This window comes from Kushneria marisflavi (assembly GCF_002157205.1).
Classification (GTDB): domain Bacteria; phylum Pseudomonadota; class Gammaproteobacteria; order Pseudomonadales; family Halomonadaceae; genus Kushneria; species Kushneria marisflavi.
In genome coordinates this window covers 91,273-104,823 of sequence record NZ_CP021358.1, presented here as the reverse complement: position 1 = coordinate 104,823, position 13,551 = coordinate 91,273, and the positions used below count along the sequence as shown (strand labels likewise).

General features: G+C 55.1%; 16 protein-coding genes and 1 tRNA gene. 15 read left to right on the top strand and 2 right to left on the bottom strand.

The window, feature by feature from the left end; translation table 11 throughout:
• Positions 1-14 precede the first annotated feature (14 nt).
• From cobT to B9H00_RS00500, 15 genes are all read left to right on the top strand, one after another.
• A complete protein-coding gene (gene cobT, locus B9H00_RS00565) occupies positions 15-1,046 on the top strand; it encodes a nicotinate-nucleotide--dimethylbenzimidazole phosphoribosyltransferase (RefSeq protein ID WP_086901621.1) in 1,032 nt (343 codons plus the stop codon).
• Complete coding sequence (gene cobS / locus B9H00_RS00560; protein ID WP_086899013.1) at positions 1,043-1,825, top strand: adenosylcobinamide-GDP ribazoletransferase; 783 nt, start codon at positions 1,043-1,045, stop codon at positions 1,823-1,825. The genes cobT and cobS overlap by 4 nt, the downstream gene beginning before the upstream one ends.
• The gene (cobU, locus tag B9H00_RS00555) at positions 1,818-2,339 is read left to right on the top strand and encodes a bifunctional adenosylcobinamide kinase/adenosylcobinamide-phosphate guanylyltransferase (protein ID WP_086899012.1); all 522 of its coding nucleotides are present in this window, start codon (positions 1,818-1,820) and stop codon (positions 2,337-2,339) included. Before cobS ends, cobU begins: the two co-directional genes overlap by 8 nt.
• Positions 2,336-3,010, top strand: a complete 675-nt coding sequence (locus B9H00_RS00550; RefSeq protein WP_157663150.1) for a histidine phosphatase family protein — start codon at positions 2,336-2,338, stop codon at positions 3,008-3,010. Before cobU ends, B9H00_RS00550 begins: the two co-directional genes overlap by 4 nt.
• 30 nt (positions 3,011-3,040) lie before the next feature.
• The gene (cbiB, locus tag B9H00_RS00545) at positions 3,041-3,982 is read left to right on the top strand and encodes an adenosylcobinamide-phosphate synthase CbiB (protein ID WP_086899010.1); all 942 of its coding nucleotides are present in this window, start codon (positions 3,041-3,043) and stop codon (positions 3,980-3,982) included.
• Positions 3,979-5,079, top strand: coding sequence for an aminotransferase class I/II-fold pyridoxal phosphate-dependent enzyme (locus B9H00_RS00540; RefSeq protein WP_157663149.1), 1,101 nt, complete (start codon positions 3,979-3,981; stop codon positions 5,077-5,079). Before cbiB ends, B9H00_RS00540 begins: the two co-directional genes overlap by 4 nt.
• Positions 5,076-5,720 carry a 5,6-dimethylbenzimidazole synthase gene (gene bluB, locus B9H00_RS00535; protein WP_086899008.1) on the top strand — a complete coding sequence of 215 codons (645 nt, stop codon included), beginning with the start codon at positions 5,076-5,078 and terminating at the stop codon, positions 5,718-5,720. Before B9H00_RS00540 ends, bluB begins: the two co-directional genes overlap by 4 nt.
• A gap of 305 nt (positions 5,721-6,025) precedes the next feature.
• Positions 6,026-6,550, top strand: a complete 525-nt coding sequence (locus B9H00_RS00530; RefSeq protein ID WP_086899007.1) for a hypothetical protein — start codon at positions 6,026-6,028, stop codon at positions 6,548-6,550.
• 52 nt (positions 6,551-6,602) lie between these two features.
• Positions 6,603-6,758: a YqaE/Pmp3 family membrane protein gene (locus B9H00_RS00525; RefSeq protein ID WP_086899006.1), complete on the top strand. Its 156-nt coding sequence runs from the start codon at positions 6,603-6,605 to the stop codon at positions 6,756-6,758.
• 67 nt (positions 6,759-6,825) lie between these two features.
• Positions 6,826-7,488: a metallophosphoesterase gene (locus tag B9H00_RS00520; protein ID WP_086899005.1), complete on the top strand. Its 663-nt coding sequence runs from the start codon at positions 6,826-6,828 to the stop codon at positions 7,486-7,488.
• 80 nt (positions 7,489-7,568) lie between these two features.
• Positions 7,569-7,645 (top strand) — tRNA-Pro (locus tag B9H00_RS00515).
• A gap of 162 nt (positions 7,646-7,807) precedes the next feature.
• Positions 7,808-7,948: a hypothetical protein gene (locus B9H00_RS16700; protein WP_157663148.1), complete on the top strand. Its 141-nt coding sequence runs from the start codon at positions 7,808-7,810 to the stop codon at positions 7,946-7,948.
• Between the two features lie 12 nt (positions 7,949-7,960).
• Complete coding sequence (locus tag B9H00_RS16695) at positions 7,961-8,446, top strand: hypothetical protein (protein ID WP_147376522.1); 486 nt, start codon at positions 7,961-7,963, stop codon at positions 8,444-8,446.
• A 466-nt stretch (positions 8,447-8,912) separates the two neighbouring features.
• Positions 8,913-9,752: an alpha/beta fold hydrolase gene (locus B9H00_RS00505; protein ID WP_086899003.1), complete on the top strand. Its 840-nt coding sequence runs from the start codon at positions 8,913-8,915 to the stop codon at positions 9,750-9,752.
• A gap of 293 nt (positions 9,753-10,045) precedes the next feature.
• Positions 10,046-10,828, top strand: coding sequence for an amidohydrolase (locus B9H00_RS00500; RefSeq protein ID WP_086899002.1), 783 nt, complete (start codon positions 10,046-10,048; stop codon positions 10,826-10,828).
• 61 nt (positions 10,829-10,889) lie between these two features.
• Here B9H00_RS00500 and B9H00_RS00495 read toward each other — a convergent pair whose 3' ends face one another.
• Positions 10,890-12,482, bottom strand: coding sequence for an ABC transporter ATP-binding protein (locus tag B9H00_RS00495; RefSeq protein ID WP_086899001.1), 1,593 nt, complete (start codon positions 12,480-12,482; stop codon positions 10,890-10,892).
• Positions 12,479-13,507: an ABC transporter permease gene (locus B9H00_RS00490; RefSeq protein WP_086901620.1), complete on the bottom strand. Its 1,029-nt coding sequence runs from the start codon at positions 13,505-13,507 to the stop codon at positions 12,479-12,481. The genes B9H00_RS00495 and B9H00_RS00490 overlap by 4 nt, the downstream gene beginning before the upstream one ends.
• Between the last annotated feature and the right edge of the window lie 44 nt (positions 13,508-13,551).

The window sequence follows — 13,551 nt, the reverse complement described above, 5'->3', positions numbered from 1 at the left end:
ACCGAGTCAATGTCATGACCTTTAATATTTCGCCCCCTGATGATGCGAACGATGCCAGTATTCAGGCCCACATCGACAGTCGGCTAAAACCTCCGGGATCGTTGGGCACGCTGGAAACCACTGCGGCAACGCTGGTGCGTATTCTGGGACTTTCAAAAACGAGCATTGATTCACCGATCATGCTGCTCTTTGCCGGCGATCATGGTGTGGCGTTTGAAGGTGTCTCCATTGTTGATCCTTCAACGACACAGCTGATGGTGCATCAATTTCTGGAAGGAAATGCCGCCATCAATATCTTTTGCCGGCAGGCCGGACTACCCCTGAAGGTCATTGATTGCGGGACGCTCAAGGCGCATGAGCCGCATCCAAAGCTGGTCGATCATCGGCTCGGCGAGAAGACAGCGCCTTTTCACCGTGAGCCTGCCATGACGCTTGAACAGCTTGACGCCGGTTTCGACAACAGCCGACGACTGATTGATGAGCTGCATGCTGATGGTTGCAATCTGATTGCGCTGGGGGAAATGGGCATCGGTAATACGACCAGCGCCAGTGCGCTGATGGCAGCGCTCACGCATCTCTCCTTTGACATGTGTATCGGCGCCGGCAGTGGGGTTACGGCCACGATCATGAAGCGCAAGCAGGATATCGTGCAGCTTGGGCTTCAGCGCCATGCGCAGGCCCTGCAGGACCCTCGGCTGGCGCTGGCGGCGTTGGGCGGGTTCGAGATTGTGGGTATGGTCGGGGCCATGCTGGCCGCTGCTGAAAAAGGCATGGTCATTCTGGTGGATGGATTCATTACGACCGTGGCGGCACTGTGTGCCTGTCGTCTTGCACCTGAGGTACGGGGCTATCTAATCTTCTCGCATTGTGGCGATGAGCGCGGTCACAGGCCGCTGCTGGATCAGCTTGAAGCCGTACCGCTTCTGGATATGGGGCTTCGACTCGGAGAAGGATCGGGGGCGGCACTGGCATTGCCGCTGCTGCGCTCGGCACTGGCCTTTTATCATGAATTGGGTTCGCTCGAAGAGGTGGGCCTGACGCTATGAGCCGTAAGGGCCTGGCTTGTCAGTGGCAGTGGGGCTGTCTGGCGGTGAGTTTTTTGACCCGGCTACCGGTGCGTATTCCCGGTGAAGTCAGCGCACAGGCGCTGGGACGTTGCCATCGCTGGTTTACGCTGGTCGGTGCACTGATCGGTCTGGGGCTTGCTCTGATTTATTGGGGCCTTGAACAGGTGCTCCCTGCCTCTGTCGCGGTGTTTGTGACGCTGGTGCTGTCGCTATGGCTGACCGGTGCCCTGCATGAAGACGGTCTGGCAGACTGCATGGATGGCCTTGGAGGCGGTCAAACCGTGGCCCAGCGTCTGGCCATCATGAAAGACAGCCGGGTCGGTAGCTATGGTGTGCTAGCGCTGATCGCGAGTCTGGTAGGGCGGTGGCTGTTATTGAGTGCGCTGGCGCAGCAGGAGTCCGGGCTTGTGATGATGGCACTGATCACCGCCCATGCCCTGAGTCGTGGGCTGGCCGCTTTCATGATGGGCCTGCTGCCGTATCTACGATGCGATGCCGACAGCAAGGTTCATGCCTTGACCGGGCAGCATCGTGTCAGTGATCACGGCTGGCTGGGTGGCATTGCCGTGCTTGTGGCAGTGCTTTCTGCCGGGGTCGTTTCTGGTAGCGTTCTGCTTTTGGTGACAGCGCTCTCGGGATGGATGCTGTACCGCTGGTTGAAACATCAGCTTGGCGGCGTGACAGGAGATGCACTGGGCGCCGTTCAACAGATCACCGAGGTGCTTTTGTATCTGGTACTGGTGATGATGCATGCATGAGTTGATTCTGGGCGGCGCACGCAGTGGCAAGAGTGGTCACGGTGAAGCGCTGGCCATGCAGAGCGGCCTTGAGGTGACGTATATCGCCACGGCGCAAGTGTATAACGACAGCGAAATGCACGCGCGCATTGAGGCTCACCGTTTACGCAGACCTGCCCACTGGTCGCTGGAAGAGGCGCCACTGGCGCTGGGGGATGCCATTGATCGGCATGCTCGAGCAGATCGTCTGCTGCTGGTAGATTGTCTGACCCTCTGGCTGACCAATGTTTTGCTCGATGGTGATGAGCGATTTGATCACGAGTATGGCCGGCTGTTGGAGGCCCTCGACGAGGCACCAGGACGGGTAGTGATGGTCAGCAACGAGGTAGGGCAGGGAATCGTGCCCATGAATGCCCTGTCGCGACGCTTTGTGGACGAGGCCGGCTGGCTTCATCAGACGCTGGTATTGCGATGCCAGCGTGTCTGGTGGGTGGTCGCCGGGCTTCCCCAGTGCCTCAAGGGAGAGCCGACATGACCTTCCAGGCGCTGATCATCGACTGCCTGCGCCACGGTGAGTGTGAGGGCCCACAGCAGTGCTTGCGTGGGCAGACCGACGTCTCCCTGAGTGTCTCGGGGCGCAGGAATATGCTGGCGGCCGCACGAACCCTGCCTCGCCCTCATGCGATCATTAGCTCACCGCTGATTCGCTGCGCCAGTGCAGGAGAAGTGCTGGCCGAAGAGTGGAACGTACCGCTGCATGTCATGCCTGAAATCATGGAAATGAACTTTGGCGCGTGGGACGGGATAGCCACACAGGAACTGCTGAAGCATTCCAGATCCGAACTGGAACAGTTCTGGTCGAACCCTCGAGCATTTCCTCCACCGAAAGGGGAGACGGTCAATGCGTTTCTGACACGCATCGAACAGGGCTGGAAAAATATTCTTGATAGAGGAACGGCGCTGGCGGATACCGCTGATCATCAGGATGACGCGTCAATACGTCTTCTGGTGTTTGGGCATGCCGGTGTTATCAAAAGCTGGGTGGCGATGCGGATAGGCATGTCGATGCAAAAGGGGGACTGGCTGCACCGTCTATCGTTGCCTTACGCTGGTCTTGCGCGTTTACGTGTCGATATTGATCGACAAAGTCACGAACAGTTCGAGCAGTTATGCCATCTTGGAGCACCAGTCGGCAATGATGTGTAATCGCCAAACAAAATTATACCGTTATCTCCAATGTGGATAGTAATATTAGCAGCAACATTAGTTGATCAGATATGGGGGGAACCTCGACGATTTCATCCCCTCGTAGGGTTGGGATGGTGGATCTCGACCGTTGAAAAGCACGTTTACGGTTCCAGTCAGTCAAATACCGGAAACCTGGTCGCTGGTCTTATCGGATGGTGCCTGGTCATTGCTCCCATTATGCTGGCGGCCATCTATCTCGACCGTCTTCTGGAAGGCTTTTGGCACATATTCCTGGCCGTTTTAACGCTTTATCTGGCTATCGGCCGCAAGAGCCTCATCGAACATGCTCAACGTGTTTATCAGCCCCTCTTGAAAGACGATCTCGAAGATGCACGCCAGCAGGTGGCCATGCTGGTCAGTCGGGATACAGGGCAGCTCGAGGCGTGCGAAATATCACGCGCGACCTGTGAGTCCGTACTTGAAAACGGCAGTGATGCGCTGTTCGCCGCAATTTTCTGGTTCGCAGTCGCAGGAATCCCCGGTGTCGTGCTTTATCGTGTGGTGAACACGCTTGATGCCATGTGGGGGTATCGCAGTGAGCGTTATCTTTATTTCGGACGTGTCGCGGCACGCGTCGACGACATCATGAACTGGATACCGGCTCGACTGACGGCATTGTCCTACGCACTGGCCGGCTGGCATTGGCAAATTTCAAAAAACACCTTCAATGCCGCCATACGATGCTGGTGGGAGCAGGGCAGGAACTGGAAAAGTCCAAATGCAGGACCGGTCATGGCCGCAGGAGCGGGAGCTTTGGGGATACGGCTTGGCGGTGGCGGTATTTATCATGGGCAGCATGTCGCAGGCCCGGTACTTGGTGAGGGACGTCCTGCTGCGGTGATGGATATCGATCGTGCCTGCACGCTTGTCTTTCATGCCCTGTTGATATGGCTTGCCGTGCTTTTGATCATCACATGGGTAGGGTCATGACGCGTGCTTTCGAGGCATTTCCGGCCCACGGCGGCAGGTTGTCTGATGTCAGCCGTCGTTACGGTATCAAGCGAGAGGATTGGCTGGACCTCTCAACCGGCATTAACCCGTGGCCCTATCCGATCACACCTATTGATGCGAGCGCCTGTCAGGCCCTGCCGGATCACGATCTGGCACTTCTTGAGGCATCAAGCTGGTATTATCTGGGGTCACCGCTCGGTGCCGAGGATGATTTCACGCTTTTAAATATTCCAGGCTCGCAGTGGGCCATCGAGCAGTTGCCGCACTGTGTCGAGTCAGGCATCGTGGCGCTCCCCGATATCGGATATCGAGAGCATGAGTGGCGCTGGCAGCAGGCCGGTCATCAAGCATGGTTTTACGACGCTGATCACCCTGAGGCCGTGGTGGCATCGTGGATTGATTCAGACAATCTGCGCGCGATGGTCGTCATCAATCCCAACAACCCTGGTGGGCAGCATATCGCGCCCCGCGATCTACATGCTCTGGCCACCAGACTGCAGCAGAAGGGCGCCGTGTTAATCGTCGATGAAGCCTTCATGGATGCCACACCTGAACAGAGCCTGCTGCCGGATATCGCTGATAACGTGATCGTATTGCGCTCGCTGGGCAAGTTTTTTGGTCTGGCTGGATTGCGTCTGGGCACCGTCATTGGAAGAGTGTCATCAACCATCATGCAAAGACTGTCCGCCTTGCAGGGACCATGGCGGGTAACGTCACCATCTCAACAGGCCGGCGTAGAGGCTCTTGAAGATCATCCCTGGCAGCGCACCATGAGTAAAACGCTCAGGCACGCCAGCGGCCAACAGGGGGCGTGGCTTGAAAAGCAGGTTGGGGTACATGGTGATATCGCCCGCTGGCGTCATGGCGCGCTTTTCAACGGGTTTGATATGACGTTTGAACGCGCTCGTTTCTGGCATGAAGTTCTGTTATCCGAGGGCGTGCTGACACGCCTGTGGGTAATCGATGAGCAGCGTGCCATTCTACGTTTTGGATTGCACGATGAGAGCTCACGTGCGATGCAGCACCTGGAGCAGGCCATAATAGTGGCTGGCAGGGTCACCGGGAGGTTGTCATGAGCCAACATGCCTACAGTGATGAAGACAAGGCTGCGGTCTATCGCGCCATTCGCGAGCGCCGGGATATGCGCCATTTCCTGCCTGACCCGGTAGACCCGGACGTCATACAGCGGATGCTGGAAGCCGCACATGATGCGCCCAGCGTTGGATACATGCAGCCGTGGCGGTTTATCTGCATTCGCGATTCTGCCTTGCGCGAGGCCGTGGCACAGCTTGTTGATGAGGAGCGTCAGGCCACGGCGCAGGCGCTCGACGAGCGTGCTCAAGCATTTCTGGAGCTCAAGGTGGAAGGCATCCGAGAGTGCCCTGAGCTCTGGGTGGTATCGCTTTGTGATGCGCGAGAGCAGTATGTGTTTGGACGTCGCACCATCAACGAAATGGATCTGGCTTCAGCCAGCTGCGCCATTCAGAATCTCTGGCTGGCAGGGCGTGCCGAGGGTGTCGGTGTTGGCTGGGTATCTCTTTTCGACCCTGAAGCATTGAAATCACTGATTCACGCTCCAAAGGGGGCATGGCCCATTGCCATTCTGTGCATCGGTCATGTTAGCGCCTTTTATGATTCCCCCATGCTGGCACAGAAGGGGTGGGATCAGCGTCGTTCGCTCGCGACCCTGATCAGTGTCGATACCTGGCCTGAATAAAAATGTCCTGTTGCCATATCCACGATGACCGGGCCGTGGCTGCCAAACTCTTTTAGTCAATTCCTTAATCACCCGCTATATCGCCCATTTTGACCTGACCGCTTCTTTATCAGCGTGCCTGCTCTCCATTGCATCACCGACAAACACCCTCCAGGTCGCATCCCGTGATGAAAGCAGAAATAAGGTCATGGGATTGGAGCGTCATGCACGTGGCTGAATCATCCGATGACCGTCAGATAATTTGTCAAATCATGATATGGACTATATTGACTGTGCAGGACTTATTGACTCAAGGAGGATGCTGCATGTCTTTTATTAAAAAAGGGGCCACCACGCTGGCCATCGCAGGTGCCATGTTTGCCGTGGCAGGCTGCTCAAGCTCCGAGCCAAAACAGCAGGATCCCAACATTGATAGCGTGATCCAACAGTCAGAGCAGGGCTATCGCAATACCACTGTCGGCTATACCTTTACCTATCCTGAAAACTGGCAAAACAGCGTCGTCGAGCGCGATACGTTCGAATGGAACAATCAGCGCATCGATGCTCAAAATATGGCCGTTTTCTATTACAAGAATTTTGAGCTCAACAGCACTCCGGAGCCGTTGCTGGCACTGGCGACCTATCCGCAGCAGGAGTGGGAGCAAATGCAGCGCCAGGCCAGGGATCGTGTTGGCTCGACACCGGCCCATGTGATGGGCACCAAAAACGATCAGGTGTTGGTTGCCTACATCAACACACAAAATCCATATGATGCCGGCTCAAGTCAGGGGCAGGAGTACGCTCGTCACGTTCTGACGCCCGAGCAGGTCCAAAGCGCCATCAACTGGTAAAGGATCTATTGGCAGGGTCCCTTCACAGGGATTCTGCCATCGATTTTCACTCATGGACCCTGTCACTCTGGTTGTTCTTTCCTTTCTGTTACCACCATTGGCGGTATATCTGGCCGCCGGTTTTGGTGATGCCTTCTGGCTTAATCTTCTTCTCACGCTCATGGGCTATGTGCCCGGTATCATTCATGCACTGATCGTTGTCACGTGACAGGTCAAAATACGCTCGCGTTTCGTTTATGATGCGGCCTTTGCTCAACACTTATCGGAGTCCATGAATGCTCAAGCGATTCGAACGCAATGACAATGGTCATGACTATGTCGTTGGCGATCTGCACGGGCATTACGCATTACTTGAGCGTGAATTGACCCGGGTCGATTTCGATACCGCCAGGGATCGTCTTTTCAGCGTGGGCGATCTGATCGATCGTGGTCCTGATTCCCTGAAATGTCTCGAGCTGGTCCATCAGCCCTGGTGTTATGCGGTAACCGGCAATCATGAAATGATGGCGCGTAACGCCTTGTTCGATAATCACTGGGGACAGTGGCTGAGTAACGGAGGAGACTGGTCTCAGAGCCATGACAAGGTCACTCTGAGAAATCGCCTTGCAGAGGCCATGATGAAGATGCCCCTGGCCTTTGAAGTCGAGACCGCTCACGGCGTTGTGGGAATCGTTCACGCCGAGCCACCCGCCAACTGGTCAGACATTCGCAAGACATCTCGCGAAACGCTTCTGTGGTCACGACAGCGCATCGAGTCAAACAATCAGTCTATCGTGTCCGGTATTGACGGCGTTGTGGTAGGACATACTCCCGTGCCGGAACCCAGAACGCTGGGGAACGTTCGCTATATCGATGTAGGATCGTTTTTTAGCGGTCGGATCTGTCTTGAAAAGCTTGAAGACATCGCAGGGATGATGAAAAAGCACACGAATCCCTGAATGTTCGTGAACATCCTCTTTCCTTTTGCATAACAGTGATGTAGGATACGCCCCGTTCTCGCGAATATCGAGAGCAGCGTCGGGGCGTAGCGCAGCTTGGTAGCGCGCCACAATGGGGTTGTGGAGGTCGCAGGTTCGAATCCTGTCGCCCCGACCAAAAGTTTGATGAAAAGGCCGCTTTCGGTTAATTACCGAAGCGGCTTTTTCGTGTCCGGATGTTGGCAGCCGTGGTATTTCTCTTGCGTATTACAGGAAACTTTCATGCCGACGGCCCTTGTTCCAAATGAAAGAATAAATTTATAAAAGAGGAGAACGGACAATGAAAAAGCTTCCCGGCATGGTCGTCGGTACCGTCATGGGTCTGCTGGCCTGGTGGCCGACTCAAAGCATGGCCTCTGCCATTCTTCTTGGCGTTGCCTGCGGCGTGGCCTGGGATCTCTGGCGTAAACGAGGCGCCTAGATCCATGCCCAGGTGGTAGAAGTACCTGCGAAAATAGTAGGGACAGGGCTCAATGTCGCAGTTATGCTGATGCGCGCGGCCGGTAGTCTTGTCTGCCGCTTAAGAAATTTTAATCTTCAGTCACCGCATGCTCAGGAGAAAGGCGTGACTCGTCAATTAAAAAGCGCGACACGAGGACTGGCCATCATGGCAGGACTCAGCATATTGTCAGGTTGTTCTCTTTTTTCATCAGACAAACCGGAAAACGCTGCTGCCGTAGCGCCGCCACCTCCGTTGGTAGGATATAACGGCATGAGCATGTGCCAGCCTTATAATGACAAGCTCTGGGGCAATTTCCTGATGATCGGGAAGGTTGTTTCTGTAGACTCACCGCAAAACATGCACATCAATATCTTGCGTGCCGAAGCCATGGAGCACCCGGCCATTCAGATGACCGGTTATCCACGCCAGATCATCGATCAGCGCCACAAGTGGTATCCCTGCGAAGGGCAAGGGTAAATCGAATTTTCAACTTCGATAATGATCCTGATTGCCAGATTCAAACCAGATTTGCGTAAGGGTGCGATATACTGCTCACCACATACCATTACTGCTTGATGAGGAGCAGTGACAACCAGCTTATCCTGACTAAACGGCTGGTTGTCCAAACCTCACACCGTCTCTCTGAGGCGGTTTTTTTTGTCCCTGGCAAAGAACGACATCTAATCTCAAATAAAAATTATTCTCTTTTGCATTGATTTACTTTTCAGGATCATTCACAGTATTTCTCAGACGCCACGGCGTCTGGTTCATTTCGGTATGTCAGGTGCTGAAGTGAATTCTCTCCTCATCATCAGGTCCTTTCGCCGCCTTTCCTCTGGAAAGGCGGTTTTTTATGGTTTCAAACCATGACATGCAGGCATGGAAACGCTGAGCTATCCTGCGGTGATAGCGCGTTATATGAACCTGTAAGGGAGACCGATTCATGGCTTACGCCAATATTGTCGACAGCAGTAACAACGTTATCGACCTCTATTACCAGGATTGTGGGGAAGGGCCGGCTGTCGTGTTGATTCATGGGTGGCCACTGAGTCATCGCATGTGGGAATACCAGGTCAATGCCCTGACCGAGGCCGGCTATCGCTGTATCGCCTATGATCGCCGCGGGTTCGGTGACTCGGAAAAACCCTGGGGCGGCTATGATTACGACACGCTTGCCGATGACCTGGCAGGTCTTCTCGAGCATCTGGACATCCGCGATGCCACGCTGGTCGGCTTTTCGATGGGCGGGGGCGAGGTCGCCCGCTATCTGGGGCGTCACGGCAGCAAGCGTATTCGCGGCGCTGTTCTGGTAGGGGCTGTACCGCCATATATGCTCAAGACCGATGACAACCCCGAAGGGGTGGATCAGTCGATCTTTGATGACATGCTGGCCAACGTCAAAAAGGATCGTCCCGGTTTTCTGGGTGGCTTTGGCAAGCTGTTCGTCAATCACGACGGGCAGGCGCCCACGCTTTCCGATGAGCTTCTGGCCTACAACCAGAGCATTGCCAATTTTGCGTCTCCACGAGCCACACAGGAGTGCATCAAGGCTTTCGGGTTTACGGATTTCCGTCAGGATCTGGAAAGCATTGATGTGCCAACGCTGGTAATCCACGGTGACGATGATCAGATTGTGCCGCTGGCCAATAGCGGTCAACGCTCAAGTGATATGATCAAAAACGCCCGCCTCGAAATTGTGAAAGACGGCCCGCACGGTCTTAATTTTACGCATGCACAGGAACTCAACACACTGTTGATCGACTTTCTCGAGAAAGGGCGTTAACGAAACAGGGGAAGGCCTTGATGGCCTTTCCCCTGGAAAAAAGTCGACCAACAAGGGCGCTGGTCGGCAGGGCATAACACGTATCACTGTTACCGAAAGCCGTGCTGAGCCCAGTCAACTTCCTGTCGCCGTCGGACTCCCTGTCCATGTGCTTCCCTGCACCATTTTCTTTTCTTTACCGGCAGGAACATCATGACCTTTCAAGATGACAGGAATGTGATAGCCCCATTTCATTCGACCAAAGGAGGCATCCGTCAGGTATTTTCCCTCTCTTTAACCACTGGATCATCGTCATGAGCGAATTGAGAACCACACTGGTACAGGCCGACCTGCGTTGGGAGGATATTGACGCCAACTGTCATTTACTCGATGAATGGCTCCAGGAGGTTACTACCAGCGATCTGATCGTTTTGCCGGAAATGTTTGCTACCGGCTTTACCATGGCGCCGGAGCGTATGGCGGAGTCCATGCAGGAGAGCCGAGCCGTTGCATGGATGCAAAATACCGCGCAATCGCACAATGCCGTTGTGACCGGCAGTGTAGCCATTGCCGAGGATGGGCACTATTTCAATCGTCTAATCTGGGCTCGGCCTGATGGCACCATGGCGACCTATGACAAGCGTCATCTGTTTCGCATGGGAGAGGAAAATGAACACTATGCGATGGGTAATCAGCGTGCACTCGTATCGCTGAACGGTTTCAATATCCTTTTGACCGTCTGCTATGACCTTCGCTTTCCTGTCTGGCTGCGCAATGTGGACTGCGAATACGATGTCATGCTCTGTGTGGCCAACTGGCCTTCGGCACGACGCCTTCCCTGGCGCACGCTGTTGCAGGCGAGAGCGATTGAAAATTCAAGTTACGTGATTGGGGTCAATCGTGTCGGTGACGATGCCCGTGGGCTGAATTACAGCGGTGACTCAATGCTGATCGACTACAGGGGAGATGCCCTGATCGATGAAGCGCCTGATCGAGCCTTTGTAAGAACCGGTGTCATTGGCAGACAAAGTCTTGAGGATTTTCGTGAAAAATTCCCCGTTCATCACGATGCTGACCGGTTTACGTTACATCCCTGAGGTCAATCACCAGTATGACAAAAGCTCTGACGATGGTGTTCAGGGCTTTTTTTCGGCCGGATCAACGAAATGCGGCTTCTATAAGCTGGCGTGTATAAGAATGACGTGGCTGTTCGATGACGTCATTTGTCAGGCCATGCTCGATCACTTCGCCGTCTTTCAGCACGATCAAACGGTGTGCCATGGCGCGAACCACAGCAAGATCATGACTGATGAAAAGATAGCTGAGCTGGCGCTCAAGCTGCAGTGTTCGCAGCAGCTCGATCAGTTGACGCTGGACGGTGCGATCCAGTGATGAGGTTGGTTCATCAAGCACCAGAACACGTGGGTGCAGGATCAACGCTCTGGCCAGCGAGATACGGGCACGCTGACCACCGGAAAATTCATGCGGATAGCGCTCAAGCGCCTTTTCTGTCAAACCAACACGGGACAGCGCCTGCGCAACCTGCTCGCGCAGCGCCTCATGGCCCAATTCGGGACAGTGAAATCGCAGTCCTTCGCTGACAATTTCTTCAATGGTCATACGCGGTGACAGGGCTCCAAAAGGGTCCTGAAACACGATCTGCATATGTCGGCGCGCCGATCGCAGCGCATGATGGCTAGAACAATCAAGTCGGGCATCGCCCAGCCATATTTCCCCCCTTGAAGCCACCAGACGTAGCAGTGCCTGAGCCAGGGTGCTCTTGCCGGAACCTGACTCACCGACAATGCCAAGGGTTTCTCCCTGACGAAGGGTTAGAGAAACAGAATTCAGGGCCACAAATGGCGCTGGACGAGGCCTGAAAAGCGCTTTCGGTTTTTGAAAAACCACCGACAGGTCACGCGCCGACATTACCTCGGGTGCCGTTGTTGGCACGAGAGCGGGCGCGCCTGCCGGTTCAGCCTCAATCAGTGTCTGGGTGTAAATACTGGTCGGATGTGACAGGACCTCACTGGTCACACCGGTTTCCTGAACTCGCCCATGATGTAATACGCAGACTCGATCAGCCCAGTGGCGCACCAGATTCAGGTCATGCGTGATCAATAACATCGCCATACCCATCGAATCGGCGAGTTCCCGTAAAAGCGCAAGAATGTCGCTTGCGACCGTGACATCAAGTGCCGTGGTGGGCTCATCGGCGATCAAAAGCTCGGGATGATTGGCAATGGCCATGGCAATGACCACACGCTGACGCTGGCCACCGGAAAGTTCATGCGGCCATGCCTTGATCAACTGCTCGGGACGAGGCAAACGCACCTGCTGCATCAGCTCAATAATGCGCTCACGCAAGGCACGGCCGCGAAGCGGTTGATGCAGGGTAATCGCCTCACCAATCTGGCGGCCAATGCGGTGCAGTGGATTAAGGGCGCTCATCGGTTCCTGAAAGACCACGCCAACTCGACTACCGTGAAGCTCTTTCCAGTCACTAGAAGAAAGCTCGGCAAGTCGAACCTCTCCCAGAAGCCGTTCCCCCTCAACACGGATGCCGCCTGGAGCAAGGTTCAGTGCAGCCATTGCCGTCATGGTCTTGCCCGAGCCGGACTCTCCCACCAGTGCCAGCGTTTCACCGGCTGCGATCTTGAGGCTGACGCCATGCACCAGCGGTGTGTTGCCGGCAAATACTCGCAGCTTTTCCAGTGAAAAAATGGTTTGGCCATTGATGAGCCTTTTCATGCTGCACTCCCTTTTATCGAGGGCGTCGCATGGCGCGGGTCAAAGGCGTCCCGTAGTCCTTCACCGATGAACACCAGTAAAGAGAGCAGAATTGCCAGCGTCATGAAGGCCGTGATGCCCAGCCAGGGCGCCTGCAGATTGTTCTTGCCCTGTGCCACAAGCTCTCCAAGTGAAGGCGAGCTAGGCGGAAGTCCGAAACCGAGAAAATCCAGCGCCGTCAGCGTGGTAATGGCGCCTGTAAAGATAAAGGGAAGAAAGGTCAGGGTAGAGACCATGGCATTGGGCAGAACATGACGCCACATGATCAGCCGAGCCGGCAATCCCATGGCACGAGCCGCCCGCACATAATCAAGATTTCGGGCACGCAGGAATTCGGCGCGCACGATATCGACCAGGCCCAACCATGAAAAGGCAATCATGATCAGGGCCAGCCACCAGACACTGGGGACCACCAGGCTCGAGAGGATAATTAGAATGAACAGCATTGGCAGACCGGCCCACAGCTCGATGACACGCTGGCCCATTAAATCCATCCAGCCACCAAAATAGCCCTGTACCGCACCCACCAATACCCCGATCAATACTGATCCCAGCGTGACCAGCCCGGCAAACAGCACCGAGAGACGAAAACCATAGATCACGCGTGCCAGTACATCCCGCCCCTGATCATCCGTCCCCAGCCAGTGGTGCAGGCTCGGTGGCGCCGGCACAGGGCTACCCAGGGACATGTCGATACTTTGCCAGGAGAAGGGGATGGGCGGCTGGATCAGCCAACCCTGATCACGAATCAGCGCAAGCACGGCCGGGTCGCTATAGAGTGCAGTGGTGGGCAAAAAGCCACCAAAGGTTGTTTCGGGATAGTCCACCAGCAAGGGCCAGTACCACTGGCCGTCAAAACGCACGACCAGTGGTGTGTCGTTAGCGATCAGTTCAGCAGGGAGAGTGACTACCAGAAGGGCCATAAACACATAGCCTGCGACCACAGCCCGCCGATTATCGCGAAAGGTATCCAGCCGACGACGCATGATGGGAGAAAGCCGCCATCCGGCCAGGGAAAAGGCGAAAATGG

Excerpts from the sequence above, each read along its gene's own strand:
- cobT (WP_086901621.1), top strand. The coding sequence starts at position 15 with ATGACCTTTAATATTTCGCCCCCTGATGATGCGAACGATGCCAGTATT.
- B9H00_RS00520 (WP_086899005.1), top strand. The coding sequence starts at position 6,826 with ATGCTCAAGCGATTCGAACGCAATGACAATGGTCATGACTATGTCGTT.
- B9H00_RS00500 (WP_086899002.1), top strand. The coding sequence starts at position 10,046 with ATGAGCGAATTGAGAACCACACTGGTACAGGCCGACCTGCGTTGGGAG.
- cobS (WP_086899013.1), top strand. The coding sequence starts at position 1,043 with ATGAGCCGTAAGGGCCTGGCTTGTCAGTGGCAGTGGGGCTGTCTGGCG.
- B9H00_RS00505 (WP_086899003.1), top strand. The coding sequence starts at position 8,913 with ATGGCTTACGCCAATATTGTCGACAGCAGTAACAACGTTATCGACCTC.
- B9H00_RS16700 (WP_157663148.1), top strand. The coding sequence starts at position 7,808 with ATGAAAAAGCTTCCCGGCATGGTCGTCGGTACCGTCATGGGTCTGCTG.
- B9H00_RS00540 (WP_157663149.1), top strand. The coding sequence starts at position 3,979 with ATGACGCGTGCTTTCGAGGCATTTCCGGCCCACGGCGGCAGGTTGTCT.
- bluB (WP_086899008.1), top strand. The coding sequence starts at position 5,076 with ATGAGCCAACATGCCTACAGTGATGAAGACAAGGCTGCGGTCTATCGC.
- B9H00_RS00550 (WP_157663150.1), top strand. The coding sequence starts at position 2,336 with ATGACCTTCCAGGCGCTGATCATCGACTGCCTGCGCCACGGTGAGTGT.
- B9H00_RS00525 (WP_086899006.1), top strand. The coding sequence starts at position 6,603 with ATGGACCCTGTCACTCTGGTTGTTCTTTCCTTTCTGTTACCACCATTG.
- cbiB (WP_086899010.1), top strand. The coding sequence starts at position 3,041 with ATGTGGATAGTAATATTAGCAGCAACATTAGTTGATCAGATATGGGGG.
- B9H00_RS00495 (WP_086899001.1), bottom strand. The coding sequence starts at position 12,482 with ATGAAAAGGCTCATCAATGGCCAAACCATTTTTTCACTGGAAAAGCTG.
- B9H00_RS00530 (WP_086899007.1), top strand. The coding sequence starts at position 6,026 with ATGTCTTTTATTAAAAAAGGGGCCACCACGCTGGCCATCGCAGGTGCC.
- B9H00_RS00490 (WP_086901620.1), bottom strand. The coding sequence starts at position 13,507 with ATGCGTCGTCGGCTGGATACCTTTCGCGATAATCGGCGGGCTGTGGTC.
- cobU (WP_086899012.1), top strand. The coding sequence starts at position 1,818 with ATGCATGAGTTGATTCTGGGCGGCGCACGCAGTGGCAAGAGTGGTCAC.